This is a genomic window from Prolixibacter denitrificans, from assembly GCF_003014495.1.
GTDB classification, from domain to species: Bacteria; Bacteroidota; Bacteroidia; order Bacteroidales; family Prolixibacteraceae; genus Prolixibacter; species Prolixibacter denitrificans.
The window spans coordinates 794,134-820,296 of sequence record NZ_PYGC01000001.1; the positions used below are offsets into that span (position 1 = coordinate 794,134).

Here is a 26,163-nt window from a genome sequence, read left to right on the forward strand (position 1 = left end):
ACCTGTTATTTTTGCAACGCCTTTGACGAAAACGTTGAAGGAATGTTCTTAAAAAAATCCGGTGAAAACAATAGTTTGCGAGCCGAAAACAACTATCTTCGCACAGCAAACATTGGTTAAAAACCGATAAAAAAATTCCCTAGTAGCTCAGTTGGTTAGAGCGGCGGACTGTTAATCCGTAGGTCGTAGGTTCAAGTCCTACCTGGGGAGCACTTTTAAGGAAAATATTTTCCCTAGTAGCTCAGTTGGTTAGAGCGGCGGACTGTTAATCCGTAGGTCGTAGGTTCAAGTCCTACCTGGGGAGCTGAAAAAAAGCCGGTCATTTCTGACCGGCTTTTTTTGCACCTTAACATTTTCAATGCATTAAAGTAAAAATGTTTTACATCTACATCCTGTATTCTCCCTCCTCAGATATCTATTATGTTGGTTCTACAGATAATGTGGAGCGTAGATTAGAAGAGCACAATTATCTGTCAGAAAATAGTTTTACCAGCAAACACCGTCCCTGGCGTTTAAAAGTTGCATTTGAGGTTGGTCATTCACGCACGGCCGCTCTCAAGATTGAAAAACATATCAAAAGACAGAAAAACAGAAAATATATTGAAGACATTATTGAACGAAATTCGATCGACCGATTAATTGCAAGGTTCAGCTCAGTTGGTTAGAGCGGTCCCGACGTACGTCGGGATTAATCCGTAGGTAGTAGGTTCTCCCGAAGTCCATCGGGACTACCTGGGGAGCTGAAAAGCTGGTCAGAGACGACCGGCTTTTTTGTAGACATTACTCGACTTGAAAAAAGAAAGGGCGCCACATGGCACCCTTTTTTATTTTATAATCATACGATTTGTCTATTCATGCTTATTAATCGCTTCCAGGTAAGCATCAAGATAATGCTTGTCGAGCTGATCCGAATCACCATATTTCTGACGCAACTCGGTTAACCGTTCGTGCATCATTTTCTGCACATCGGCGTAAGCCGGATCGCCATACACACTATGCATTTCATGCGGGTCTTTCTCCAAATCATAGAGCTCCCATTCGTCGATATCGTAGTAAAAATGCATGAGTTTGTACCGGTTAGTCCGGACACCGTAATGCCGTTTCACCATGTGAATTGACGGATATTCATAGTAGGTGTAATAGATCGCATCGCGCCATTCAGAACTCTGCCCATCAACCAACTTACGGAACGACATACCCTGCATGTCCTTCGGAATTTTCACACCCGCATAGTCGAGGAACGTCGGAGCAAAATCAAGGTTTTGTACCAACTGGTCAATCTTAGTCCCTGGCTTGATCTCTTTCGGATAACGCATTAGTAGTGGTGTCCGGAAGGATTCCTCGTACATGAAACGTTTGTCGAACCAGCCGTGTTCGCCTAAATACATTCCTTGATCGGAAGTGTAAACCACGATGGTATTGTCGGCCAGGCCGCTCTTATCGAGATAATCGAGCAATTCGCCCACGGCATCATCCACCGAGGCAACACACGCCAGGTAATCCTGCAGGTAACGCTCGTAACGCCAGTGTGCCAGTTGTTGCTCGTTCATGTTCGGATACGCTTTTTCGAAGGCTTCGTTCATGGGACGGTATACCGAATCCCAGGCAGCCTTTTGCGCGGAATCCATCCTGCCAACATTGTGTTTGAAGGCATTGCGGCCCCAGTTGGTCGGATCTTTCAGACCCAGTTTATCCATCACCTCCGGATAGAGTTTATCGTCACCCGACCAGTTCTGATCGCGGTAGACCCGCATCTCAGCAGCGTGGGCGGCTGTTCCCCGGCCACTGTAATCATCATGGTAGGTAGCCGGCTCCGGAAACTCCTTCTCCGTGTATTCCTTGTAGTACTTTTCTTCAGGCATCCACTCGCGGTGCGGCGCCTTTTCGTGGAAAAGTAAACAAAACGGCTTGCTGGTATCACGTTTTTTCAGCCAGTCGAGTGCCAGCCGGGTGGTAATTTTCGTTACATAGCCCGGAATCCGCTCCTCCTTCCCATTGATTATAAAATCGGGATTGTAATAATGTCCCTGGCCGGGAAGAACAGCGGAATAATCGAAGCCCTGCGGCGTTCCGTCGAGATGGATTTTACCGACCAGGGCAGTTTGGTAACCCGATTGCCGCAACAACTTCGGAAAGCTTTCCTGGTCCCAGTTGAACCGTTGGACATTGTCTACTTTGCCGTTAATGAAACTGTGTTTACCGGTCAGCATCACGGCCCGGCTCGGCGCACAAAGTGAGTTGGTGACAAAGGCGTGGGAAAAAATAGCCCCTTCATGTCCAATCCGGTCGATGTTGGGCGTCTTAATCAGGGTCGAATCATACGCACTAATGGCCTGGTAAGCATGGTCGTCACTCATGATGTAGATAATGTTGGGCCGTTGCGGTTTGGGAGCCTTCTGCGTGCAGGCGGTTGCAGCCGCTCCTACTGTCAGCAGGGCGAGTGCGTGTGTCAGGTGATTATTCATTTGGATATCGTTAAGGTTTGTGTCGTTCGATTCAGGTTGCCGGATACGGTTTCCTATTCCCCTAAAACCGTATCTCCCTAACAAATATAAAAATCTTACCTGCCGGAGACGTATCCTCACCTGCTTTTTTACGATTGACCCGCTGAGAAAGAACTCAATGCTTCTTCTTTTCCGGCCACATACTAATAGACAAACCAACACCGATGATAAGAGCTCCCCTTAAACCCGGACGCTCTATCTCCGTCGGAGTATTAAACTGAATACTGTTTATGTATTTATTGTAGCTGATATTATTCCCTCCCAGAGAAAGCATACTGGAAACCCGATGTGATAAGCGCGCCCGAACTCCTAATGCCATTCCCTGAAAATATTGGAATCCGGTATCACCCAAACCCGAATACGAATTCCCTTCCGGATCCTGAAAACGACCGTCTCCCCACATGCGCCAGGTGCCGACACTGTATTCCATAAACAGCGCCCAAAAACCATCTTCATCGTCCTGCAATACCAGGTAAAGTCGGGGTGTGGCCGAAAGAATGGAATACGTGGCCGAGATATTGTAATCACCAATTTTAAACCATTCTCCATCCCAATCCGATAGCGACTCAATGTCCCACATTCGTCCAATTTTCCCGTCGACCTGGAGCCCCATAAACGACAATGGAAAAAACTCATGTCCCAATCCACCAAAAACCGAATTCAAATCATCCACGGCATTCTGGTCAATTCCATATGACAGGATGAGGTTGTTGGGCTGATCGTGCCACTGGGCCTGAACTGTCAGTGAACAAAAAAGTAGGACAATAATATAAAACAACATTCTCATTGGTCAGCCTCTTCGTTTATAGTACCAATCCTAAACGAACACCCAGAATCAAACCGCCCGACATAACGCGGTCGCCTATATTGCTTTCAATTCCGGTGAATAAATCCCAGATAACAGCGTCGCCCACGGGACGACGAATGCCCCAAGTCAGTCGCCATGTAAAGCCACCGGAATAAATTCCATCCACATTCTCGCGGTACAGTGGAATATTCAACGCTTCCACATAATAACGCCCCGACAAATTCACATACGATCCGATGTGATGGCGGATACTTTTATTCATCCGGATACGTCGCGCGTCGGAATAGCGCCATTGCACACCGGTTTCTACGTACGGTAACAGGTAAAACGCTTTAGCCTGAAAATGCAACAAATGGCTGAGATAGGCGCTTGTTTCCGTGTAATACGGTGTGGTTTCAAAACCTGCACTTCCGGTGAATCTGCCCGTAAGCGGAAATTCATAGCGGTAACCCGGCGAAATAAAATCGACCCGGTGAAAAGCCGGAATTCTGGTTTCACTATTCTGAGCAATGGATTGAAAAATGGATAAGGTAAAAAGGCAAAGGAGAGCAACTCCCATTTTTTTCATGAAACAAACTTTAGTTAAATAATTAGATTTCGTTAGTGGTTCTGTTCTTTTATTCTTTTCTGAAGGAAAAGGTTACCTGTAAAAATATTGTTAAGTAACATGAAATGCAAGCACGCTAAACATTGCAAATACCGCTTTTTTTAAGAAAGGATATTATTCCCATCTTATCCGTATACTTTCATTCTATATGCTGAAAAGCAGCTCTAATAAACGTTTATTAGGATTTAATTAAATTTTTTAACAAAAGTTTAATAAAGTTAATCTTATACTTAGCCTCCGAATAATAAATCACCTAAAAAACATTGGAGGATTCTTTTATGTCTACCCGCACTAAATGGTTAAGTTTATCATTAACTCTTCTGTTTCAACTGGTTTTCATCGGAACCTATGCCGCCGGAACCGGCGTCGAGTTGTACACCCCTTACACCCGCATTTCCGTTCCACCAGGAGAAACGATTAATTACAACATCGAGGTTATCAACAACACCAGCCAGATTCAAACCATGCCCGTCAAGGTGATAGGAATGCCCCGTGGATGGGATAGCCAATTGAAATCGGGTGGCTGGAAAATCAGTCAAATCTCTGTCCTTCCGGGAAAAAAAGAGAAGCTTTCCCTGAAAGTAGATGTACCGCTGAAAATAAACAAAGGCAGCTATCATTTTAAAGTGTTAGCCGGCGGATACACTTCGCTCTTGCTGAATGTGGTGGTTTCGAAACGAGGAACCTACCAGACCGAGTTCACTACCGACCAACCCAATATGAAAGGGAACTCGAAGGCATCGTTTACGTTTAAAGCCAAGCTGAAAAACAGTACCGCCGACAACCAACTCTACGCCATCAAAGCTGATGCACCCCGTGGATGGAACGTCACTATCAAAGCCAGCTACAAAGAAGTCGCATCAGTCAACATCGCTCCTAACGAATCAAAAGATATTACCATCCAGATAAAACCGCCGTCTGAAGTGAAAGCCGGAACTTACCGAATTCCGGTAACAGCTTCTTCCGGAACCACCTCCGCCGAAATTGCGCTCGAAGTGGTGATTACCGGAACATTTAACATGGACCTGACAACGCCCACCGGCCTGCTCAGCACCGACATCACTGCCGGCGACCAAAAACAGGTTGAATTCCTGGTCCAAAATACCGGTTCATCCGATCTGAAAGACATCAACTTCGATGTAACACAGCCAACCGACTGGAAAGTTACTTTCGATCCGAAAAAAATTATCGACCTCGAAGCGGGCCACGCCACTAAAGTGATGGCTACTATCCAGGCTTCCAAGAAGGCAATCGCCGGTGATTATGTCACCAAAATCGAAGCAAAAACACCGGAAGTAGGAACCAAAGCCGAGTTACGTGTCACTGTCAAAACACCTATGTTGTGGGGATGGATTGGCGTTTTCATTATCCTCTTAGCGCTCGGAAGCGTGTTTTATCTGTTCCGCAAATATGGAAGGAGGTAATACATGGCTGAAAACATTATCGAGCTGGTCGATCTGACCAAAAAATACGGATCGTTCACAGCCGTCAATCGTTTAAACCTTTCGGTGAAAAAGGGTGAGGTATTTGGCTTACTCGGGCCCAACGGCGCGGGAAAGTCGACTACCATCCTGATGATGCTGGGACTTACGGAGCCATTTTCCGGCTCGGTGAAAGTTTGTGGCATCAATTCCACCGAAAACCCGATTGAGGTGAAAAGGCGTGTCGGTTACCTTCCGGAAGATGTGGGCTTCTACCCCGATCTGACCGGAATGGAGAACCTAAAATACATCGCCCGGCTGAACGGTATCCCGGAAAAAGACGTCGAAGCCAGGGCCAGGGAACTGTTAGCCCGCGTAGGTCTCGCCGAACAAGCCGAGAAGAAAACCGGGAAATATTCGCGCGGAATGAGGCAACGGCTCGGTTTGGCTGAAGTGCTCATCAAAACGCCCGAAGTCATCATCCTTGATGAGCCAACCTCAGGCATCGACCCGACCGGAATCCGCGAGTTCCTCGAGTTGATTGTCCAACTCAGCAAGGAAGAAGGTATCACGGTCTTGTTTTCTTCACACAATTTGCATCAGGTGCAGCAAGTTTGCGACCGGGTGGGATTGTTTGTCAGCGGTAAGCTGATTGCCGAAGGGAACATTGAATCGCTTTCGCAGAAACTCTTTTCCACCGAATCGTTCGTTGTGGAGGCAGGCGTCAATTCTTCCGGAAAGGAAAACAACGGAAATGGTCTGGAAGAAATTCTGAAAGACATCGACGGAGTTACTTCGGTTTCGCAAAAAGATCATACGTTCTACGTGGGATGTTCCCGCGATGCCACGGCTGACATTGCCAGGGAAATTGTCTCATCGGGTTCCGAATTGGCTTTCTTGCGCAAGAAGGAATACGGCCTCGATGACATTTATAACCGCTATTTCGAAGGAGGTGAAGTTCATGAGTGACATAGCAAAACAGATACAACAACCCAAAGAGCCGTGGCTCAGCAAACTGGGACTCACTCCCCGCAAAGATGTGGGCATGCATCCCTTCCGGGTGATTGTCGACAAAGAGATTTCGGACCTGGTGCGTAGCTGGCGTTTCAAAATTCTGATTGGCATCATCGTGCTAACGTGCCTCGGTTCGCTTTATACGGCTTTGACCAACATCGGTCACGCGGTGAAACCCGGCGATCCGGACAATGCGTTCTTCTTTCTGAAACTGTTCACCATTTCAGACGGAACGTTACCGTCATTTTTCGTATTCATCAGCTTCCTTGGGCCGCTATTAGGTATCAGCCTTGGTTTTGATGCCATCAATTCGGAGCAGAACAGAGGAACATTGAGCCGCGTGATGGCACAGCCCATTCACCGCGACTACCTGATCAATGCCAAGTTCATGGCGTCGATAACGGTCATCAGCGTGATGTTCTTTGCTCTGGGTTTCCTCGTTATGGGCCTCGGACTGGTCATCATCGGCATTCCGCCTACGCCCGAAGAATTTCTGCGCATCGTATTCTTTATCGTACTCAGTATCTTCTACGTAGCCTTGTGGCTGAATCTGTCCATCCTGTTTTCGGTCCGGTTCCGGCAGGCAGCCACTTCCGCTTTGGCGGGAATTTCGGTTTGGCTCTTCTTCAGCATTTTCTACAACCTGATTGTAAAGCTGATTGCCCGGGCGACCATGCCCCCCGAAATGGCACCGGAGCGCTACATCGTTGCTCACCGGAATTTTATACTGGATTTGATGCGCCTCTCACCGAGCCAACTGTTCAGTGAAGCCACCACAACATTGCTAATGCCGTCGGTACGCAGCCTTGGACCGCTCACGATGGAGCAGGTACACGGAACCATACCGAGCCCCCTTCCGTTGGGACAAAGTCTGCTGCTGGTATGGCCGCAGCTAACAGCCATTATCGCCATCACGGTAGTTTGTTTCGCTCTTTCGTACGTTTTCTTTATGCGAAAAGAAATCCGTTCCAGATAGTTAAACTCCGCTAGTGTCATCTTCCTGCCGGGAAGAAGATACGACCAAAGGCAAGTCGTCCGTTCGTTGATCGGACAGCTTGCCTTTTTTATTTCCCTGCGAAGTATCCATCACCAAGCATTTCCCCACTTTTTAACCGTGTAGCTGCACTAAATTTTTATCTTTGAAAGCGTAACCAAATTTCAGAGAATCGTGAAGAAAATTATTCTAAGTATGCTGCTGGCTGCAGGTTTGCTTGGGCAAACTACAGTCAGTAAGGCACAAGATGTGCCCCTGGGCGAAAACCTGGTCAAATATGTCAATCCGTTGCTGGGAACCGAATCGGATTTCTCGTTGTCGAACGGAAACACCTATCCGGCCATTGCCCTGCCATGGGGAATGAATTTCTGGACGCCGCAAACCGGAAAAATGGGCGACGGCTGGGGCTACACGTACCAGGCCAAGAAAATCCGGGGTTTTAAACAAACCCATCAACCCAGTCCGTGGATTAACGATTACGCGGCTTTCTCCATCTTTCCGGAAACGGGAAAAGTGATCATCGACGGAGCCAAGCGTGCATCGTGGTATTCGCACAAGGCGGAAATTTCCCGCCCCGATTACTACCGCGCTTACCTGGCCGACTACGATGTCGTCACCGAAATCACACCCACCGACCGGGCTGCCCGTTTTCGTTTTACGTTCCCGCAATCCGACTCGTCACGCGTGCTGATTGACGCTTTCAACATGGGTTCGATGGTGAAAATTATTCCGCAGGAGCGGAAAATTATCGGCTATTGCCGGAATAACCACGGTGGCGTACCGGACAATTTCCACAACTATTTTGTCATTTATTTCGACAAACCTTTTACGGTCGCCGGAACCTGGAAAGACAGCCTGAAGCTTTCGCCAGGATCGACTGAAGCCGAAGGGGAACATGTAGGCGCAGTTATTACGTTCAAAACGGAAAAAGGCGAGCAAGTCAATGCGAAAGTAGCTTCGAGCTTCATCAGCCCGGAACAGGCCGAGCTGAACCTGCAGAGGGAAATTGGGAACGACTCCTTCGATCAGGTGAAGGAGAAAGCCTACCAGGCATGGAACAAACAATTGAACCGCATCCGCGTGGAAGGCGGAACGGTTGACCAATACCGCACGTTCTACACTGCGCTGTACCGCACCATGCTCTTCCCGCGCAAGTTCTTCGAGCTGAATGCCAACAACGAGATTGTGCACTACAGTCCGTATAACGGGAAGGTGGAAAAAGGCTATATGTTTACCGACAACGGATTCTGGGATACCTTCCGGGCCGTTTTCCCATTCTTCACCCTGATGTTCCCGGAACATGATTCACAGGTGATGCAGGGGCTGGTCAACACGTACAAAGAGAGTGGCTGGTTGCCCGAATGGGCCAGTCCGGGACACCGTGACTGTATGATTGGTTCCAACTCGGCTTCCATCATTGCTGATGCTTACATGAAGGGAATTCGCGGATTCGACATCCATACGCTGTACGACGCCATCCTGAAAAACACGAAAGGCGTCGGACCGGTGCATTCGGTTGGCCGTTACGGAGCCGATTACTACAACAAGCTGGGCTATATTCCTTACAATGTTGGTATTAATGAAAATGCCGCCCGCACACTGGAATATGCTTACGACGACTGGTGTATCTGGCGTTTGGCCAATGCGCTCGACCGTCCGAAGAAAGAGATTAAGCTATTCGCTCAACGGGCAATGAATTACAAAAACGTATTCGACCCGTCGGTAGATTTCATGCGGGGCCGGAATGAAGACGGAACATTCCAGTCGCCTTTCCGTCCCGACAAATGGGGAGACGCCTTTACCGAAGGATGTAGCTGGCATTATACCTGGTCCGTATTTCAAGACCCGGCTGGCTTGGCGAAGCTTTTCGGTAATAGGGAAAAAATGGCCAAGCGTTTGGATGAAGTTTTCACAACCCGCCCCACGTTCGATGATTCGTATTATGGCATTCAGATTCACGAAATCACCGAGATGCTGATTGCCAACATGGGACAGTATGCACACGGAAATCAACCCATCCAGCATGCTATTTACCTGTACAATTACCTGGGGCAACCCTGGAAAGCACAAATGCATGTACGCGATGTAATGGACAAACTTTACACGCCTAATCCCGACGGTTTGTGCGGTGATGAAGACAACGGACAGACTTCGGCATGGTACGTATTTTCAGCAATGGGATTCTATCCGGTGGCGCCCGGAAGTAACCAATATGTACTCGGTTCCCCGCTCTTTAAGAAGATAACCCTGAAACTGGAGAACGGGAATACCTTCACGGTAGTAGCTGATAACAACAGCCACAAAAACGTGTATATCGAGAAAGCATTGCTGAATGGTCAAACGTACGACAAGAACTATCTGACACACGAAGCCATTGAAAAAGGCGGGGAAATCAAGTTTGAGATGGGAAATCAGCCCAATAAAACACGGGGAACACAACCCGATTCGTTTCCTTACTCCTTTTCCGATAAGAAATAAAATCTGACTTCAGAAAAAAAGAAAAGAGGATGCCGTAACTGACATCCTCTTTTTATTTGTTTTTAAGCTTATATTTCGATCAAATGATCAACATGGCATCTCCGTAGGTTCCGAAGCGATATTTCTCTTTAATGGCTACCTGGTAAGCATTCATCACCTTATCGTACCCGCCAAAAGCAGCTACCATCATCAACAAGGTAGAAAGCGGTAGATGGAAATTGGAAACCATTGAATCGGCCACGCTGAATTCGTAAGGCGGGAAGATGAACTTGTTGGTCCAGCCCTCATACGGCTTCAGGGTACCCATCGTTGAAACCGAACTTTCGAGTGTCCGCATCACGGTCGTACCTACTGCGCAAACCCGATGCTTCGACTTCTTGGCACCATTCACCTGCTTGGCCGCTTTATCGTTGATCCAGATTTGCTCTGAATCCATTTTATGCTTGGTCAAATCTTCCACATCGACGCTACGGAAGTTACCAAGTCCCACGTGTAATGTAATCTCAGCAAAATCGACGCCTTTAATCTCCAAACGCTTCAGCAATTCACGACTGAAGTGCAGACCAGCGGTCGGTGCCGCAACAGCTCCTTCATGCTTGGCAAAAATAGTTTGATAACGTTCGGCATCCGACTCTTCAACCGGCCGATCGATGAATTTGGGCAACGGTGTTTCACCCAAGCTGTAAAGAGTCTTTTTGAATTCTTCGTACGGACCGTCGTACAGAAAGCGGAGTGTACGTCCGCGGGAAGTGGTATTGTCGATTACTTCGGCAACCAACAGGTCGTCATCGCCAAAATACAATTTGTTTCCAATACGGATTTTACGCGCCGGATCAACCAGCACATCCCATAACCGCTGCTCGCGATTCAGCTCGCGAAGCAGGAATACCTCGATTTGCGCGCCTGTCTTCTCTTTATTACCATACAACCTTGCCGGGAAAACCTTGGTATTGTTGAATACCATCACATCCTCATCATCGAAATAGTCGATAATATCTTTGAAGGTTTTATGCTCGATCTCTCCGGTTTCACGATGCAAAACCATCATCCGCGATTCATCACGGTTTTGTGCCGGATGCAAAGCAATGAGATTTTCAGGAAGATTGTACTTAAACTTTGATAACTTCATAGAAGATTACAATTTATGTGGAATTTGATGAACCTTTTTCTATTTCGACTCCTCAGCAATCGTTATTTCTTTCAACGATTCGAGAAATTCTTCAATTTGTTGCGCGTTTTCCAGCGTGAAATCCCCCACGCGGGTTCGTTGTAAGCCTATCAGGTAAGCTCCGCTGTTCAATGCCTGACCAATATCCCTTGCCAGCGCCCTGATGTAGGTGCCTTTTCCGCATACAATGCGAAGTTTGGCTTCGGTCTCAGCAAACTGCAGTACCTCGATCTCTTTTACAACAAGAATTTTCGGTTTCAGTTCAACTGATTTTCCTTTTCTCGCCAGATCGTAAGCCCGCTGACCCTCAACTTTTACTGCTGAATATTCAGGTGGAACCTGCTCGATAGTTCCAATAAATTTCTGTACGGTTTCCCGGAATAATTCTTCCGTAATGTGCCCGGTTTCGAAGGTGGCATCTTCCTTCGTTTCCAAATCGAACGAAGGAGTGGTAGCTCCCAGTTTCAGCGTTGCAATGTATTCCTTCTCTCCCGCCTGAAGTTCTTCAATTTTTTTGGTTGCCTTTCCGGTACACAGCACCATAATGCCCGTTGCCATGGGATCAAGCGTTCCGGCATGTCCTACTTTCAACTTCTTTATACGCATTTTCCGGCAAAGGTTATTCCTTACTTTCTGCACCAAATCGAATGAGGTCCACTCGAGTGGTTTATCGAAAACAAGAATTTCTCCTCCCTTAAAATCAAATACTTTCGCCTCTTCAGCCATGTTCGGTTTACTTCACAAAAATGCCGGAGTTAACAATAATTTACTGAATATCAGCCGACAAAAATAGCAATTATCTCAAAGACTGCACAATTGCGTGCAAAATAATGGTCATAAATGCTATATCCGTATTGCCTCAATACGCCTTTTCAGCGCCTATGTACCATGACAAAACATCCGGCAACTCCCGCTTCACTCAAGTGCTTTCGGGATATTTACCGGAACCAGATAAGAAAGGCAGAAACGAGGATTACACTCTTCGTCTCTGCCTTAAAAAATATGATTAAGCCTCTTCTTCGGATTTCGTCTTCTTCATGATGGCGTAGATTTCAAAAAGAAACCCAAAGAGCACCACCATAGGAGCGAGTGTTATCCGGCGAAAGCTGAATATTTGGTCGGGATTGAACACATCGGGGCTGTCGCTTTTCCCACCTACCATCAGGATAAATCCTACCACGATGATCAGAAAACCAACAACGAGTAAACGGTAGTTTTGTCGCCCCAACGCGAATCCCTGATCCTTTAATTTTTCCGAATTTTTGGCCATTGTATCGAATTTTACTAAAAGGCAAAAGTAATATCAATAAAAAAGTTCATCAAATTTCAACCGCAAAAATTTGTTAACGGCAAAGAAAGTCGATATCCCCGAAATCAGGATACCCAGCACGAATACTAACCCCAACAGGATGCCCATGGTTTCCATATTCTGAAAATTAATCACCGCTTTTAATTCTTTCTGGTAAGAAAAAACCAAACCTAAAAGCATGATGGAGGCAATAATAGCTCCGTAAATGCCGTGCAATACCCCTTTCGACATAAAGGGCCTTCGGATAAATCCGCGCGTGGCCCCGATAAGTTGCATGGTATTAATGAGGAAGCGTCGGGAATAAATTGACAACCGGATGGCATTGTTGATGAGTGCAATGAAAATCACCAACATCAACAGACTGAGCACAGCCAGTATGACACTTAGCTTATTCACATTTCGATTGAGTTGCCGTACCAAATTTCGCTGGTAATGCACCTCTTTCACTTCGGGATATTCGAGAAATTTCTTTTCGAGCAGTGCCAGACTATCGGGATTGGCATAACTGGCGTACACCTTTACATCGATAGAAGAAAGCAGCGGGTTGTAACCCAGAAAATCGACAAAGTCTTCGCCCAACTCCTTTTTCAGCTCCTTTGCTGCAGTGGCTTTATCCACAAAACGCGTTGATTTGATGTAGTCGGTCGCATCGAGTTTCTTCTGCAAACGAATTACGTCTACGTCCCGGGCGTTGTCATTCAAAATCAGGGTTACCCCGATATTTTCCTTCACGTAGTCGGACAGCCGCTTGGCATTCAGCAGAAGCAACCCCATCAGTCCAAACAAAAACAGGACCATGGAAATACTCAACGTTGTAGTGAAATACGAACTAAATAATCGTCGTTTCAGTCTTCTGGGCTTTCTCTTTGACATATGTTATCCCTCTGCTCGAATTTACAAATCTGCGTTTTCCTGTTTTCTTCGCATGAATTCTTTTACTCCCAAACCTAACAACAAAAGAAGGAGAATGGCTGAACTGGCCATCGAAATCGTGTTACCCATTCGGTAGGAAACCGGCTGAAATTTGAATTTTATATCATAATCGCCAGCCGGCAATACCATTCCTCTCAACACATAGTCCGTCCGGAAATACGGCACCTTCTTGCCATCAAGATACACATTCCATCCTCTCGGATAATAAATTTCAGAAAAAACAGCCATCTGCTTGCTTTTTCCTTTGTAGTGATAATCAACCTCGTTAGGAGAATAGGAAGTGAGTTTCAACTGCGCATCCGGATCGTATTGAATCTGAACATTCTTCACTTCCGGTGCAAACCGTTTATCGATGACAGCCTGATCGGCCGGATTAATCATGTTCAATGCTGCAATTTCCTGGTCAGCATTATCCACCATGCGATAGTTTTTCACCAACCAGGCATGTCCCAGCGCCATTGGGTTCCTCAACGGGCGGCCATTGGGATTCACTATCACATATTTGGTATTCATCATGTTGATGGCGTTCAGCCCAACAAACAGGGAATCCATATCGGCGTTGCTTTTCATCGCTTTCATGCGACTACCCAGCGTCTGCATCTCGTGTTGCAGATGATATTCAATCAACTCCTGGTAACGGCGCATCTTCGCCCCGTGATATCCACCAATGGATTTAAAATAATACGAGGTAGTGGCATCGTTGAAGGTGCTCACTGTCATGTTCAGTACCCTGAAATCGGGATCTGTGTCTCTTAGAATTTCTTTATCAGCTGTCGTCTCGGTGAAATGCTGTTTGGCCTGACGAGGAGTCACAAAATTATCCTTGTTCAGATAACGGCGGTCAACTCCCCAGAAATCGATCAGGATCAAAACGCCCATCAGGACCAGCCCATTTCGCTTGGTTACTTTCTTCTCATAGGTTCCCCATAGCACTGCAGCGAACAAAACAATGAATATAAGCGAGCGGAAAGCGTCGCTGCGCAGCAAAGCCTGCCTATCCTCCTGAAGCGATTCCAGCAACCAACCCGGCAGCTGTGCATCCTGCGGTCCTGAGAAGTTTCCAGCCAAACCGGGAACTAAAGCAAACAGCAATGAAAAGCCGGCAGTGATACCAAAAGCCCATTTGAAGGCATAAAGCCATTCTTTTTTGCTCACTTCTCCACTCAACAACTTCTTCAACGCTAAAAATCCAAGCAACGGAATCGTGAAATCCGCAATCACTAAAATCATGGACACTGTTCGAAATTTATTGTAACCGGGAACATGATTCAGGAAGAAATCGGTCAAAGGCATGAAGTTCTTTCCCCAGGCTAAGGTAATCGAAAGAACAGTGGCCACAACCAGCCACCATTTCAGCGGCCCTTTTACTAAAATTAAACCGAGAACGAAGAGGAAACAGATAATGGCTCCGACATAGACCGGCCCCGAAGTAAACGGTTGCGGTCCCCAGTACCCGGGAAGCTGTTTTATAATTTGTCGGCTGTTCGGAACATTGTTCTGACGCAGTGTTTGATAAGTTTTGGAATTGGTATCGAAACCTCCGGTCGATGAACCTCCGTTGAAGTTCGGAATCATCAGGGTAAAGGTTTCTGCCTTTCCGTAACTCCAGGCTGTGGCGTAATCCTTATCCAAGCCAGAGGTTTTATTATGTTGATCGTTGGTCAATTCGGACTTACCCCGGATGGAATACTTACCATACTGATATGTTGTCCATAAACGGGTTGTGTTGGCACCGACAGCCAGTAATGCCAGAAGTGCAAGCACACCGGCAGTTATGGCAAACGGAACGAGTTCTTTTCTCCGAATGGCCATTATCAACTCCGTCGCCCCCAACACCAAAACCAACAAGAGCGTATAATAGGTAATCTGAAGGTGGTTGGCAAATATCTGTAATCCCAGGAAAAGGGCCATAATCAAGCCTCCTTTCCATCTGTTTTTTCGAAAAGCGTAATAAAGTCCACCGATAATGGGTGCCATATAAGAAATAGCAATGGCTTTGCTGTTGTGCCCCGCCGCAATGATGATGATGTCGTATGAGGAAAATCCGAAGGCTATCGCCCCGATGATACTGAGCCACGGGTCGACTCCAAACAAAAGCAGTGCAATGTAAAATCCGACAAAATAGAGAAAAAGGAAATAGAACGGATTCAGGTTAAAAAGCGTCACTACTTTATGCAATGGCGAGAAAATAGTTTTCGTGATGGGCAGGGCAACCAAATAGGAAGGCATTCCTCCAAACATACTGTTCGTCCATAGAGCCACATCATCGTGCGAACGGTTATAATCCCTGATTTCTTTTGACATTCCCTTGTAGGTGAAATTGTCGTGCTGGGCAAGCTTTTGGCCTTCGATTGCCGGCGAAAAATAAATCAGAGACAGAACAAAAAATAACAGAATTGCGACCACGTAGGGTAATCCTGCTTTACGGGAAATTTTCTTCATCAGTTTTGCGTGTTACCGTTTCACATATACACAAAAGTATATTTTTTTAACAAACGCTCCGTTCAACTCACTTTTATTAAATATTTTTGACATAAATCAAATTTCCGTGGGAATAATCATCAAACAAACCATTCGAGGTTCCATCTGGTCGTACGCCGGCGTTTTGCTCGGTTTTTTGAACCTGGCCATCTTATCTCCCAAAATTTTTTCGGCGGAAGAAATTGGACTGACGCAGGTGCTGATTGCCATATCCACCATTCTGGCGCAGTTCTCCGGACTGGGTTTTCAGGATGTCACCAACCGGTTGTTCCCCTTTTTCCGAAATAATAAACAACATCACAATGGCTATCTCTTTCTCGCCATGGCTGTTTCGGCTACTGGATTTATTCTGGTTTCGATTTTCTTGTACTTCTTCACTCCTTACCTGGTCACGCAAAACCTGAATAAATCGCCTTTGCTTTCGGAATATGCTTTTTATGTCTGGCCGCTGGTTTTCTTTTTCCTGTATTTTGCCGTGTTCGACAATTACAACAAAGTACTTTACAATATCGTTCTGGGTACGTTCCTCAAGGATTTCCTGCTGAGATTACTCAACCTTGGCATCATTTTGCTGTACTATTTCGATGTTGTTGATTTTGCCAGATATGTGTTGTTGTTTGTGATTATTCAATCTGTGCCGCCACTGGTTCTTAGTTTATACCTAATCCGTAAAAAGAAATTCAATCTTCGTCCACAGCTTCATTTTATCACGCCGGAACTGAAAAAACAAATTCTGTTGCTCTGTGTTTTCGGAATCATTTCGGGCCTCAGCAGCTTTGCCTTGATCAACATCGACAAGTACATGGTGAACGCCTACATCGATTTGAAAGCGGCCGGAATTTATTCGGTTACCTTCTATTTCGGAACGTTAATTATGATTCCTTCGCGGGTGATGAACAAGGCGGTGGTACCAATCATCTCTGAGTCATGGAAAGCCAACAACATGGCCAAAATTGATGATGTGCTGGTCAAGAGCAGTATCAACCAGTTCCTTTTCGGACTATTACTGTTTGCCGGCATCTGGGGAAACCTTCACAATATTTTTCGCATCCTGCCGGAAAATTACGAGAACGGCCAGTGGGTTATTTTCTTTATCAGCATGGCGAATCTGATCACGGTTTCCACCGGTAGCAGTATCATGGTCCTCAACACTTCGCATTATTACCGATTTCAGGCTTATTTTATGTTCCTGCTCATCACGCTTGTTGTGATTTCCAATATCCTGTTAATCCCTGTGCTGGGAATAACGGGTGCAGCATTAGCATCGATGATATCGACACTCATCTATTCAGCGGTTCGTCTGATTTTCCTAAAAATAAAATTTGGACTATGGCCGTGGAAACTACAGCATCTGTCGGGCATTGCGATTGCCGTTATCAGCTACGGTGCCGGAACACTAATACCTTCGATCTCTAATCTCGTCGCCGATATTCTTGTTCGCAGTCTGGTTATTCTGGTTGTTTATATTGTGCTGGTTTATTTCCTGAAATTGAGTACCGATTTCAACCACATCATCAATAAACAACTGGGTAAAAGCAGGGAATAGCATTATCTCGAAGCCATCAGTTCCCGGAACCTTTCAATGGCTTGATTAACTCCTTCTTTACCCAAAATCTTTTCCACGAATTCACGGAAGACTCCGTCGCCTCCTTTTTTGCTCAATTCGATAGAAGTATACTCCTTTACGTATTCAGGAGCATCAGAAGGGGCAGCACTGAATCCGGCATCTTTTAACACATCGATATCGTTGATATCATCGCCAATGTACGCCAAGTCGTCCCACTCGAGATTCAGTTTACCCAATAACTCCTCAACAATCCGGCGCTTATTTCTCACCCCTTTGAACAGGTAATCGATTTTCAGCTTTTCGGCCCGTCGCTCAACTAAGCGAGTATCTTCTCCGGTTACTATACCTACCGGAATATCGAGCATCCGACAAAAAATAACACCGGCACTGTCGCTGGTATTGAATTTCTTCAACTCGTCACCATTCTCGGTATAGTACATCCCTCCATCGGTCCAAACGCCATCAATATCGGTTAAAACCAGTTTGGGTAGTCGTCGGCTAGCGCACATAGTCAGGGTATATTATTTCATTACCGGAAATATCCTTGGTCAGCTTTTTCCCAATCACCTCGTCTCTTTCGCTCCAGCGAAAACCATCACCGGGTGAAAGAAGATGAATATCCTTTTCCCCTACTACCTCACCAGCCTTCATTGCCCGACGTGTCGCCAGCGAACGTTCGAGTTTATTCTTGGCTCCAATCACTGATTCAGGCACGACAATATCTTCCACTCCCATTGCTTTCTCCATGTTACGGATATCACGAACCATGCGATGAATGCCGTCCGGTGCGAGGGAACCTTCCTGATCAGTTCCTTTCATCTGCCGATCGAGGGTGATATGCTTCTCGATTACCTTGGCTCCCATTGCGACAGCAGCAATCGGTGCCGCTATTCCAATGGTATGGTCGGAGTAACCAATGGTGTATTCAGAATAGTGTTTTTGAAGGTAGTGAATGGTACGCAGGTTGACATTCTCATACGCTGTCGGATATTCCGAAACACAGTGCAGAATAGAAATATTGCTGTGGTACCGGGTAATCGTTTCCAGGGCTTCATCAAGCTCCTTCTTGCCCGTCATTCCGGTCGACAAAACAATCGGCAGTTTCGTTTCCGCCATCGCTGCTAACAAAGGCAAATTCGTCAAATCGCGCGAAGCCACTTTTAACCGGTCAGGAGAAAACAGCTTGAGCAAACTCATCGCGCCAATGGCACAAATGGTTTCTACGAACTCAAGTCCGGATTCCCTGGCATATTGATAGATTTCGTAATGCTGCTCATCCGAAAGTTCCAGATGAGCCCGGTGCTCTCCGTAGGTCTTCCCAAAAGAATGCGGAGAATCATAGGGCCGGTTCATCTGCGATTCCGAAAGTTCTTCTGCCAAATCACGTTTAGTCAACTTGATGGCATCAATGGGTTTTAGTGTTGCCTGAAAACGTTCATCAACTACCGGCCGTACAACTGTGTCAATCATTAGCTTGGCAATGTCGACCGAGCCGTTATGGTTTTGTCCGATTTCCCCTATTATGTATGTCATTTTGTATTGGCTTTTATATTCTTTTTCATTCCAGCAAGAAACTCAGGATGATTATCCAGCCAGACAACCAATTCGTCCATCGATTCCCAGTTTTGTTCTATTTTCAGTTGATATAGTTCCTGCATCGTTCTGAAATCCTCCTCTGTATCAACCGTCATACGGATATCGTTGCGATAACGCAGGAAATCAGGCATGTGTAACCAATGTAGCGAAAACATGTCCGGATGTTCGTACACAAAGTTAGTGACATGCTCCAGATACAATGGATCTTTGGTCACAGAAAGGACTTTCTCCAATGCCGAGATGCGAACCATTTCTGCAAAAAATCCAAAGTGAGTCTTCATCGCCGGATGGCCAAATCCATCCCGGTGACAGACATAGTCCAAACTATCTTCCCATGCACTTCCCAGCTCTTTCATATACGAAACCGAAAGAAATGGATTATCGGCACAAACACGGTAAACGACGTCATAATCTTCCGTCCGTGCAGCTTTCACAAATCGGTTGAGTACATTTTCTTCGCTACCGCGAAAACAAGAAACCTTTTCTTTTTGACAAAGCTGCTCCACTTCATCATCGATCTCGTGTGTTGTGGTAGCAACAATCACCGGCAATTCCAGCTTTTTCACTTCACGAATAAGAATCTCCAGAATTCCTTTTTCCTGAAAAAAGGGTTTGACAATTTTATTCGGCAACCTTTGCGAGCCTTTCCGAGCTTGTATAATGACGGCTGTTTTCATTTCAGGATTCTTCACTCTGCATTATTCAATATCTGAGAAACTGCTTCCTCCATCTTTTCCGCGGCATTCGATACAAAATAATAATTCAAATCGACTGTAGTCTGCTCACCTGAAAGCTGCTTTTCCAAAGCGTCGCTTAATTCATCGGTATTGTAAACCCCAACTGCTCCGCCTTTTCCGATTAGGTCGCCCATGTATCCTGCACCATAAAGCTTGGAAAGCACAACGGGTTGCAAACCAAAAGCCAGTGCTTCGAAAAGTGATGTGCTGTAAACTCCGACCACTGCTGATGCCTTTCGCAACTCCTCATATAAATCACTTTTGTATTCTACCGTGATATTCATTCCAATAAAATAGCTCCTGTAATCCTGAGCCTTAGCAATCTCAGACGGATGCAATTTAAAAACAACTGACCACTCGGGATGTTTTAACGAAAGCTCCCTTGCATATGTTCGAATCTGTTCCCCGATGGTCGCCTGCGAAATGAATAAGACATCATATTGATTTTCTCCGGAAAGGTCGCCAACATTTTTTTCCAGGAAAGGAAAACCTGTAACATAACAGTTTTCCTTCGGAATAGGAACAGCCGATGTATCTCGCCAGAAATTTCCCCATATTAACTCAAACCGGGGAAAGAAGTTGTATTCACCGGAAGGATAATTATATCCAATGTGACGGCTCCCCATCGTTCCATGTTGAATCTCGATAGTTATAATTCCAATTTCATTGGCAGCTTGAATCAACGGCATATTTTCCGTTGAATAGGCATTGACCACCACGACCGAACGCGGTCGCTTTTTCGCTAACAGCTTCTTCCAGTAGTCCCTGAAAAAGCGGTAATAGAGGAAGCGTTTGTAGATAAAACGCGCGTAGTATTCCTTCTTTTCCGGGACACCCAGTGCGTCGCAAAACCGATCGGCCAGCTCCACGCTCTGCCTCTTTGCCTCCGAGGTCTGAGCTCCCAGGCCGGTCATTTCGTACCACTTCCCCGCAAACAGCAGACGGTCTGTATAAAATGTTGACGACTCCAGGTGCGACGGTTCCAGGTGAGGTGTATCCCCAAACAACAAGGGCGGTTCAATCACTCCAATCTTCAACCCCGACTGACGGGCCCAGAGGTAAGAGTATTTGCAGCCATACCGCTCTCCAAAGTGCACTTTTCGCGGCTGATCCACCAGCATCACATCCACCCCTGACGGAAACTTCCCCGGGTGCCGAAAAAACTTACCTGAACGAATCATCGACCAGGCCCGCTTCACCTGGCGCTTCAGGAGGACCAGCTTACCGGTCGACACCCCCATCTCCCGCCCGATGAATCCCCTGGCATTCAGCAAATCGTGATACACAGCAAACCGGCAATTCGCCCACAACGGAATGCCGTCAATCCGGTACTTCTCCAGCAATTGACTCTCCTCCTCGAACGTCAGAAACTGTTGAAAAAGCCGGTCGGTTTGTGCAATATTATCCATGCGAAAAGTTTGCGCGGAATTTATTTATGAAACGGATGCTTTGTCAATTCTTTGACGGCAAACGGATGGTAATCGCCTTTTAGTCCAACCGGCTGCTGGTTCCGGATTTGATGTACTGTTTCGATGGCCCGACGAGCATCGGTAATGGTATATCCGTTACCCTTCAAAATTTCCTCGTAGCTGCGCGTGTGTAAATCAGTAAAGCCGGCACTGAATTCCAGTTCCTCTCCCTCGATGGTAATCGAACGATAGGTACGCTGTCCCTTCGCTTTAATGGCTTCAGGCAATGTTTCTTCATTAATGCTGAGAAACCACCTGACACGTGCCCGTTCCAACTGCAGAAAGCCGGCGGCCCGGTCGTGGGTGTGAATATGAACGGTATTTTGCTGAATGTCACCAAAAATCCAGGCCAGCATGTCAAAAAAGTGCACACCAATGTTGGTCGCAATACCACCCGATTTCGTCACGTCCCCTTTCCAGGAAGTATAGTACCAGTAACCACGCGAAGTGATGTAGGTGAGGTCGATGTCAAATATTTTGTCCTTCGGCGCTTCTTCCACTCGTTTCTTCAAATCGATGATGGTTTGGTGCAAACGCAGCTGCAGGATGGTGTTAATTTTCTTTCCGGTTTCTTCCGACAACCGCTCCAATGCATCGATGTTCCATGGATTCAATACCAGCGGTTTTTCGCAAATGGCATCGGCACCACGGCGTAAAGCTACCCGGATATGTGCATCGTGTAGATAGTTAGGCGAAGCGATACTGATATAATCCAGCGGCACCTTTTCATCATATTTCAATTTTTCCAGATACCGGTCGAAACGCTCGAACTCCACAAAGAAACGGGCTGAAGGAAAATAACTGTCCATTATTCCCACACCATCGTACGGGTCGTAAGCAGCCAGTAAATGATTGCCGGTATCCTTAATCGCTTTCATGTGCCGCGGAGCAATATAACCTGCTGCTCCTATCAATGCAAAATTCTTCATCTCAAATTCGTTTTATCTGGTTGTTTTCCAGTTTGTATTTTTGGTTGCTTTCCGGACAAACCGCTTCTCCTGTTTCAGAAAACTCCAGGCGATGTCCATACTCACTTACCCAGCCAACCTGTCGCCCCGGGTTACCAACGATTAGCGCATATGCCGGAACATCTTTCGTTACTACCGAACCTGCTCCGATGAGCGCAAATTCTCCGATTTCGATGCCGCAAATAATCGTCGCATTGGCCCCAATGGAAGCACCTTTCCGCACAAGCGTTTGCCGAAATTCTTCCTTCCGGTTGATAAAACTTCGCGGGTTGATGACATTGGTGAAAACCATGGAAGGCCCCAAAAAAACATCGTCCTCGCAGATGACACCGGTGTACACCGAAACGTTGTTTTGCACCTTCACATTGTTGCCCAATACGACATTGGGCGAAATAACCACATTCTGCCCGAGATTGCACTTCTCGCCCAGCTTTGAGTTCGACATCACATGACTGAAATGCCAGATCTTCGTTCCCTCACCAATGACACAGTTGTCATCGATAACGGCAGTTGAATGTGCAAAATAGTCGGCCATTTTATCGTATAATTTCTTTCAACTTCGAAACAATCTGTTCTTGTTCTTCGCGCTGTAACTCCGTATGGATTGGCAGTGCCAGCACCTCATCGCAAAGTTTTTCCGCTACCGGGAAGTCTCCTTCGTTGTACCCCAAATACGCAAACGCTTTTTGCAAATGCAATGGCGACGGGTAATAAACCATCGACGGAATGCCGGCTGCCTTCAATCTATCTTTCACCTTATCTCTTGACTTTCCGGTTACCCGGACAACATACTGATGAAAAACGTGGGTCGAAAATCCACTTCGCGATGGTGTCACAATTCCTTCTACATCCCCCAACAATTCATCATAAACTACTGCAGCGGCTTGCCGAAAACGGTTCCACTCATCGAGGCGTTTCAGCTTAACGCGAAGAATGGCTGCCTGCATCGTGTCGAGGCGCGAATTCAATCCGATTCTTTCAAAGGTATATTTTTTTGCCTGTCCGTGGCTCGCTATCATTCGGGAAACCTTTGCCAGCTCTTCATTATTGGTAAAAATGGCACCACCATCCCCATAGCATCCCAGTGTTTTGGTCGGGAAAAAGGAAGTGGTTCCTATATCGCCCATCACGCCGGCTTTGTGTTGGGTCCCATCCTGAAAGGAGTACACTGCTCCCAATGCCTGTGCGTTGTCTTCAATTACTTTAATTTGATGTTTCCACGCCAGCGAAAGAATTGGCTCCATATCAGCCGATTGCCCGAACAGGTGTACTACAACAATCGCCCTGGTTTTTGATGTGATAACCTTTTCCAACTGGTCTACATCAATATTGTACGTATCGGGATGTACATCGACAAAAACCGGCTTTAGCCGCAACAACGCAGCTGCTTCGGCGGAAGCCACATAATTGAACGCCGGCATAATGACTTCATCACCCGGTTCCAAGCCAAGTGCCATGTAGGCTACCTGTAATGCTTCGGTACCATTGGCACAGGGAATCACAAATTTGCTATCCAGATATTCAGCTAACTTACCGGCAAATTCCTTAACCGGTTGTCCATTGATAAAAGCAGAGGAATCGATTACATCCTGTATTGCCTGATCGATTTCGGGCTTCATTTTCAGATACTGCCCGTGCAAATCGACCATCTGTATTGATTTGCTCATTTCTTCGACTTACTTGTTTGAGCTTATTCGTTAGAGGATTTTCTACAAAGTTGCTAAAAAGTCTGCTATTACATTCGATGCTTCACCATCTCCGTAAAGATTGACAGAAAAATCGGATTGTTTTGCCGACATGGTCCGGTACGCTTCCAAAATGCGATTGCCATCACTCCCGGCCAGCATATTAAAACCACCATCAACCAACTCCGTCCATTCGGTTTCCTCCCGTAAGGTGATGCAATGCTTCGCGAAGAAAAAGGCTTCCTTCTGCAAGCCGCCACTGTCGGTGAATACCAATTGGCAGTTTTTCAGCAACTGCAGCATATCGAAATATCCCACCGGATCAATTACATGAAAAACTGGCTCAATGCCCAAATTTTTGATGATCTGTCTTGTGCGGGGATGCAAAGGCATCACCACCGCCCTGTCGCGATGAATCTCATTCAGACTGTCAAAAATCGCCCGAATCCGTTCCGGATTGTCTGTATTTTCCTGCCGGTGAACGGTAGCCAAGACAAAAGGCTTTCCTTCCAAATCCAGGTTTTTCAAAATAGTTGAACGGTCCTCCGATTTAGCGGCATAAAAAAGCGCTGCATCCTGCATCACGTCTCCGTTCTTCACGATTTGGCAATCGAAATTGTCAAAACCTTCTTTCTTCAGGTTTGCTACCGCGACATCGGTGGGACAAAACAGCACAGAAGAAATCCGGTCGGTGAGAATGCGGTTAATTTCTTCGGGCATCTGGTTGTTAAACGAGCGGAGACCTGCCTCCACATGTGCTACTGGAATATTCAGCTTAGCAGCAGCCAAAGCACCGGCCAGCGTCGAATTGGTATCGCCGAAAACCAGCACCGTATCGGGTTTTTCTTTCAGAACGACATCTTCAATCGACTCCATCATGCGTCCCGTCATTGCTCCGTGACTCAAGCCCTGAATCTCCAAATTATAATCCGGGTACGGGATTTCCATCTCCTCGAAGAAAACCTCCGACATATTCTTATCGAAATGCTGCCCTGTGTGGACGAGGATTTCGCTAAACCCTTTTGCCTTTAGCGCACGGCTCACCATGGCAGCTTTTATAAACTGCGGCCGGGCTCCGACGATGGTGACGATTTTCTTCATGAAGATATCTTATTGAGATGTTCTGCTAATGTCGATGTTAAATTCTTCCGGGAATACTGATGAATCCCTTCCGAATTTACCGAAAGATTTCCTTCCCGGAAACGGTTGAAAAACTCCAGGATATTTTTCTTTAGACCTTCTTCGTCATCGAATCCCGAAATTAACCCAGCCTGCACTTCTTTCAAAATATTGGCCACGTCGCCATCGGTTGGACCAATCGTTAACACCGGACGGCAGGCTGCCAGGTACTCGAAAAATTTCCCGGTAAGGATGCCTTTGGCGTTGGGTGTTTGATTGATGGCCAACAGCAAAACCTGCGCCTGCTGCAGCATTTTCATCACCGTGTCGTGCGGAACATATTCGACGAGCTCCAGATAGGGTTCCAGCTGATGATTCCGGATGTCTTCGAGCACCGAAACATCGACCTTGCCCACCAGTTTAATTTGCAGCGAATCGGCCAGCTCCGGTATCGCAGTTACCAGTTCCTGCAAAACCTTCCACAGAATCCGCGGATTGCGGTTTGGCGGCAACGAACCTGCATGAATAATGCTGAATTTCTCGTCCGTTTCAGGAGTCTCTTTACTCACATCGGCATCATCGAAGCCATTGGTAATGACGTGGATATTTTTTCCATCCAACTCCTCAAACTCCGTTTTCATTTGACGACTCACCACCACCATTTCGTCACACGAAGTGATGACTTTTCGTTCCAGCTTCCGGTGTTTGGCATCCGCCAGCGGAGTAAGATTCAGGTCCGGATAAAAATCGATGTTGGTCCACGGATCGCGGAAATCGGCCAGCCACGGAATATTCAATTTCTTTTTCAGCGCCAGCGCAATCAGGTGCATGCTGTGCGGCGGTCCGGTTGAAACAATCGCATCGACCGGATGCGCTTCCAGGTATTTTTTCAGGAACCGAACGGAAGGACGAACCCAGAAACGACGGGAATCGGGGATGAAAAAGTTACCACGAATCCATACGGAGAGCTTCTCCTTGAATCCCGGTCTTTTATTTTCAGAAAGGAAAGCAGCATTCACACGCTCTCCTTTTTTCTGACCAATGAATTTCTTATAGGCCGAATACGGCTCGACGATGGGTCGTTTGATCACCTCCAGCCCCGGTCGTACATCTTCCAGCAAACTGGGATCGTCGACCGGCACCTCTGGGTTTTCCGGCGTATAAATCACCGGCTCCCAATCAAAATCGGGCAGGTATTTCGAGAATTTGAGCCAACGCTGAACTCCGGCCCCTCCGCTGGGCGGCCAGTAATATGTAATGATTAAAACCCGTTTTTTCATTCCAAATTCCTGATCAACTTCCGAA

The 26,163-nt window shown here is 46.5% G+C and carries 23 protein-coding genes and 2 tRNA genes; 8 read left to right on the forward strand and 17 right to left on the reverse strand.

The features are described 5' to 3' along the window. Positions 1–136: 136 nt before the first annotated feature. From CLV93_RS03405 to CLV93_RS20630, 3 genes are all read left to right on the forward strand, one after another. A tRNA-Asn gene (locus CLV93_RS03405) sits at positions 137–210 on the forward strand. Between the two features lie 20 nt (positions 211–230). Next, positions 231–304 (forward strand) — tRNA-Asn (locus tag CLV93_RS03410). A gap of 70 nt (positions 305–374) precedes the next feature. After that, the gene (locus CLV93_RS20630; protein ID WP_106540737.1) at positions 375–665 is read left to right on the forward strand and encodes a GIY-YIG nuclease family protein; all 291 of its coding nucleotides are present in this window, start codon (positions 375–377) and stop codon (positions 663–665) included. Positions 666–848: 183 nt separating this feature from the next. On the opposite strand, the gene CLV93_RS03420 is transcribed toward CLV93_RS20630, so the two are convergent. The 3 genes from CLV93_RS03420 to CLV93_RS03430 form a co-directional block, all read right to left on the reverse strand. After that, positions 849–2,465 carry a sulfatase family protein gene (locus CLV93_RS03420; RefSeq protein ID WP_106540738.1) on the reverse strand — a complete coding sequence of 539 codons (1,617 nt, stop codon included), beginning with the start codon at positions 2,463–2,465 and terminating at the stop codon, positions 849–851. A gap of 154 nt (positions 2,466–2,619) precedes the next feature. Next, positions 2,620–3,291, reverse strand: a complete 672-nt coding sequence (locus CLV93_RS03425; RefSeq protein WP_146141941.1) for a hypothetical protein — start codon at positions 3,289–3,291, stop codon at positions 2,620–2,622. 16 nt (positions 3,292–3,307) lie between these two features. Further along, positions 3,308–3,880 carry a hypothetical protein gene (locus CLV93_RS03430; protein ID WP_146141942.1) on the reverse strand — a complete coding sequence of 191 codons (573 nt, stop codon included), beginning with the start codon at positions 3,878–3,880 and terminating at the stop codon, positions 3,308–3,310. A 317-nt stretch (positions 3,881–4,197) separates the two neighbouring features. Between CLV93_RS03430 and CLV93_RS03435 the strand changes: the two genes are divergently transcribed. From CLV93_RS03435 to CLV93_RS03450, 4 genes are all read left to right on the forward strand, one after another. After that, positions 4,198–5,343, forward strand: coding sequence for a COG1470 family protein (locus CLV93_RS03435; protein ID WP_106540741.1), 1,146 nt, complete (start codon positions 4,198–4,200; stop codon positions 5,341–5,343). Positions 5,344–5,346: 3 nt separating this feature from the next. Beyond that, the gene (locus CLV93_RS03440) at positions 5,347–6,309 is read left to right on the forward strand and encodes an ABC transporter ATP-binding protein (protein WP_106540742.1); all 963 of its coding nucleotides are present in this window, start codon (positions 5,347–5,349) and stop codon (positions 6,307–6,309) included. Then, entirely contained in the window at positions 6,263–7,330 is a 1,068-nt protein-coding gene (locus CLV93_RS03445; protein WP_246187184.1) for an ABC transporter permease, read from the forward strand. Before CLV93_RS03440 ends, CLV93_RS03445 begins: the two co-directional genes overlap by 47 nt. A 192-nt stretch (positions 7,331–7,522) precedes the next feature. Continuing rightward, the gene (locus tag CLV93_RS03450; RefSeq protein ID WP_246187185.1) at positions 7,523–9,826 is read left to right on the forward strand and encodes a GH92 family glycosyl hydrolase; all 2,304 of its coding nucleotides are present in this window, start codon (positions 7,523–7,525) and stop codon (positions 9,824–9,826) included. Positions 9,827–9,905: 79 nt separating this feature from the next. Here CLV93_RS03450 and queA read toward each other — a convergent pair whose 3' ends face one another. The 5 genes from queA to CLV93_RS03480 all read right to left on the reverse strand — a co-directional run bounded on the left by queA (position 9,906) and on the right by CLV93_RS03480 (position 15,678). Beyond that, on the reverse strand, positions 9,906–10,955 hold the full coding sequence (queA, locus tag CLV93_RS03455; protein WP_106540744.1) for a tRNA preQ1(34) S-adenosylmethionine ribosyltransferase-isomerase QueA: 1,050 nt from the start codon (positions 10,953–10,955) through the stop codon (positions 9,906–9,908). A gap of 39 nt (positions 10,956–10,994) precedes the next feature. Then, positions 10,995–11,720 carry a tRNA pseudouridine(55) synthase TruB gene (gene truB, locus CLV93_RS03460; RefSeq protein ID WP_106540745.1) on the reverse strand — a complete coding sequence of 242 codons (726 nt, stop codon included), beginning with the start codon at positions 11,718–11,720 and terminating at the stop codon, positions 10,995–10,997. 280 nt (positions 11,721–12,000) lie between these two features. Continuing rightward, positions 12,001–12,264, reverse strand: a complete 264-nt coding sequence (locus CLV93_RS03470; RefSeq protein ID WP_106540747.1) for a DUF3098 domain-containing protein — start codon at positions 12,262–12,264, stop codon at positions 12,001–12,003. Between the two features lie 33 nt (positions 12,265–12,297). After that, positions 12,298–13,176, reverse strand: coding sequence for a cell division protein FtsX (locus CLV93_RS03475; RefSeq protein ID WP_106540748.1), 879 nt, complete (start codon positions 13,174–13,176; stop codon positions 12,298–12,300). Positions 13,177–13,197: 21 nt separating this feature from the next. Next, positions 13,198–15,678, reverse strand: coding sequence for a YfhO family protein (locus tag CLV93_RS03480; RefSeq protein WP_106540749.1), 2,481 nt, complete (start codon positions 15,676–15,678; stop codon positions 13,198–13,200). Positions 15,679–15,784: 106 nt separating this feature from the next. On the opposite strand from CLV93_RS03480, the gene CLV93_RS03485 reads away from it, so the two are divergent. Then, positions 15,785–17,263, forward strand: coding sequence for a lipopolysaccharide biosynthesis protein (locus CLV93_RS03485; RefSeq protein WP_106540750.1), 1,479 nt, complete (start codon positions 15,785–15,787; stop codon positions 17,261–17,263). A gap of 2 nt (positions 17,264–17,265) precedes the next feature. Here the strand turns inward: CLV93_RS03485 and CLV93_RS03490 are convergent, their stop codons facing one another. The 9 genes from CLV93_RS03490 to CLV93_RS03530 are packed head-to-tail and all read right to left on the reverse strand — an operon-like array spanning position 17,266 to position 26,138. Continuing rightward, positions 17,266–17,793 carry a KdsC family phosphatase gene (locus CLV93_RS03490; protein ID WP_106540751.1) on the reverse strand — a complete coding sequence of 176 codons (528 nt, stop codon included), beginning with the start codon at positions 17,791–17,793 and terminating at the stop codon, positions 17,266–17,268. Next, positions 17,783–18,817, reverse strand: a complete 1,035-nt coding sequence (locus CLV93_RS03495; protein WP_106540752.1) for an N-acetylneuraminate synthase family protein — start codon at positions 18,815–18,817, stop codon at positions 17,783–17,785. Before CLV93_RS03495 ends, CLV93_RS03490 begins: the two co-directional genes overlap by 11 nt. After that, positions 18,814–19,572, reverse strand: a complete 759-nt coding sequence (locus CLV93_RS03500; RefSeq protein ID WP_106540753.1) for a cytidylyltransferase domain-containing protein — start codon at positions 19,570–19,572, stop codon at positions 18,814–18,816. Before CLV93_RS03500 ends, CLV93_RS03495 begins: the two co-directional genes overlap by 4 nt. Next, positions 19,569–21,026 carry a polysialyltransferase family glycosyltransferase gene (locus tag CLV93_RS03505; protein WP_106540754.1) on the reverse strand — a complete coding sequence of 486 codons (1,458 nt, stop codon included), beginning with the start codon at positions 21,024–21,026 and terminating at the stop codon, positions 19,569–19,571. Before CLV93_RS03505 ends, CLV93_RS03500 begins: the two co-directional genes overlap by 4 nt. Before the next feature lie 20 nt (positions 21,027–21,046). Continuing rightward, positions 21,047–22,015: a Gfo/Idh/MocA family protein gene (locus CLV93_RS03510; protein ID WP_106540755.1), complete on the reverse strand. Its 969-nt coding sequence runs from the start codon at positions 22,013–22,015 to the stop codon at positions 21,047–21,049. Between the two features lies 1 nt (position 22,016). Next, on the reverse strand, positions 22,017–22,589 hold the full coding sequence (locus CLV93_RS03515; RefSeq protein WP_106540756.1) for an acyltransferase: 573 nt from the start codon (positions 22,587–22,589) through the stop codon (positions 22,017–22,019). Position 22,590: 1 nt separating this feature from the next. Further along, a complete protein-coding gene (locus tag CLV93_RS03520) occupies positions 22,591–23,721 on the reverse strand; it encodes a DegT/DnrJ/EryC1/StrS family aminotransferase (protein ID WP_246187186.1) in 1,131 nt (376 codons plus the stop codon). A gap of 42 nt (positions 23,722–23,763) precedes the next feature. After that, the gene (gene wecB / locus CLV93_RS03525) at positions 23,764–24,840 is read right to left on the reverse strand and encodes a non-hydrolyzing UDP-N-acetylglucosamine 2-epimerase (protein ID WP_106540758.1); all 1,077 of its coding nucleotides are present in this window, start codon (positions 24,838–24,840) and stop codon (positions 23,764–23,766) included. After that, a complete protein-coding gene (locus CLV93_RS03530) occupies positions 24,837–26,138 on the reverse strand; it encodes a glycosyltransferase (protein ID WP_106540759.1) in 1,302 nt (433 codons plus the stop codon). Before CLV93_RS03530 ends, wecB begins: the two co-directional genes overlap by 4 nt. Positions 26,139–26,163: the final 25 nt, after the last annotated feature.

Excerpts from the sequence above, each read along its gene's own strand:
- CLV93_RS20630 (WP_106540737.1), top strand. The coding sequence starts at position 375 with ATGTTTTACATCTACATCCTGTATTCTCCCTCCTCAGATATCTATTAT.
- CLV93_RS03420 (WP_106540738.1), bottom strand. The coding sequence starts at position 2,465 with ATGAATAATCACCTGACACACGCACTCGCCCTGCTGACAGTAGGAGCG.
- CLV93_RS03425 (WP_146141941.1), bottom strand. The coding sequence starts at position 3,291 with ATGAGAATGTTGTTTTATATTATTGTCCTACTTTTTTGTTCACTGACA.
- CLV93_RS03430 (WP_146141942.1), bottom strand. The coding sequence starts at position 3,880 with ATGAAAAAAATGGGAGTTGCTCTCCTTTGCCTTTTTACCTTATCCATT.
- CLV93_RS03435 (WP_106540741.1), top strand. The coding sequence starts at position 4,198 with ATGTCTACCCGCACTAAATGGTTAAGTTTATCATTAACTCTTCTGTTT.
- CLV93_RS03440 (WP_106540742.1), top strand. The coding sequence starts at position 5,347 with ATGGCTGAAAACATTATCGAGCTGGTCGATCTGACCAAAAAATACGGA.
- CLV93_RS03445 (WP_246187184.1), top strand. The coding sequence starts at position 6,263 with ATGACATTTATAACCGCTATTTCGAAGGAGGTGAAGTTCATGAGTGAC.
- queA (WP_106540744.1), bottom strand. The coding sequence starts at position 10,955 with ATGAAGTTATCAAAGTTTAAGTACAATCTTCCTGAAAATCTCATTGCT.
- truB (WP_106540745.1), bottom strand. The coding sequence starts at position 11,720 with ATGGCTGAAGAGGCGAAAGTATTTGATTTTAAGGGAGGAGAAATTCTT.
- CLV93_RS03470 (WP_106540747.1), bottom strand. The coding sequence starts at position 12,264 with ATGGCCAAAAATTCGGAAAAATTAAAGGATCAGGGATTCGCGTTGGGG.
- CLV93_RS03475 (WP_106540748.1), bottom strand. The coding sequence starts at position 13,176 with ATGTCAAAGAGAAAGCCCAGAAGACTGAAACGACGATTATTTAGTTCG.
- CLV93_RS03480 (WP_106540749.1), bottom strand. The coding sequence starts at position 15,678 with ATGAAGAAAATTTCCCGTAAAGCAGGATTACCCTACGTGGTCGCAATT.
- CLV93_RS03490 (WP_106540751.1), bottom strand. The coding sequence starts at position 17,793 with ATGTGCGCTAGCCGACGACTACCCAAACTGGTTTTAACCGATATTGAT.
- CLV93_RS03495 (WP_106540752.1), bottom strand. The coding sequence starts at position 18,817 with ATGACATACATAATAGGGGAAATCGGACAAAACCATAACGGCTCGGTC.
- CLV93_RS03505 (WP_106540754.1), bottom strand. The coding sequence starts at position 21,026 with ATGGATAATATTGCACAAACCGACCGGCTTTTTCAACAGTTTCTGACG.
- CLV93_RS03510 (WP_106540755.1), bottom strand. The coding sequence starts at position 22,015 with ATGAAGAATTTTGCATTGATAGGAGCAGCAGGTTATATTGCTCCGCGG.
- CLV93_RS03515 (WP_106540756.1), bottom strand. The coding sequence starts at position 22,589 with ATGGCCGACTATTTTGCACATTCAACTGCCGTTATCGATGACAACTGT.
- CLV93_RS03520 (WP_246187186.1), bottom strand. The coding sequence starts at position 23,721 with ATGAGCAAATCAATACAGATGGTCGATTTGCACGGGCAGTATCTGAAA.
- wecB (WP_106540758.1), bottom strand. The coding sequence starts at position 24,840 with ATGAAGAAAATCGTCACCATCGTCGGAGCCCGGCCGCAGTTTATAAAA.
- CLV93_RS03530 (WP_106540759.1), bottom strand. The coding sequence starts at position 26,138 with ATGAAAAAACGGGTTTTAATCATTACATATTACTGGCCGCCCAGCGGA.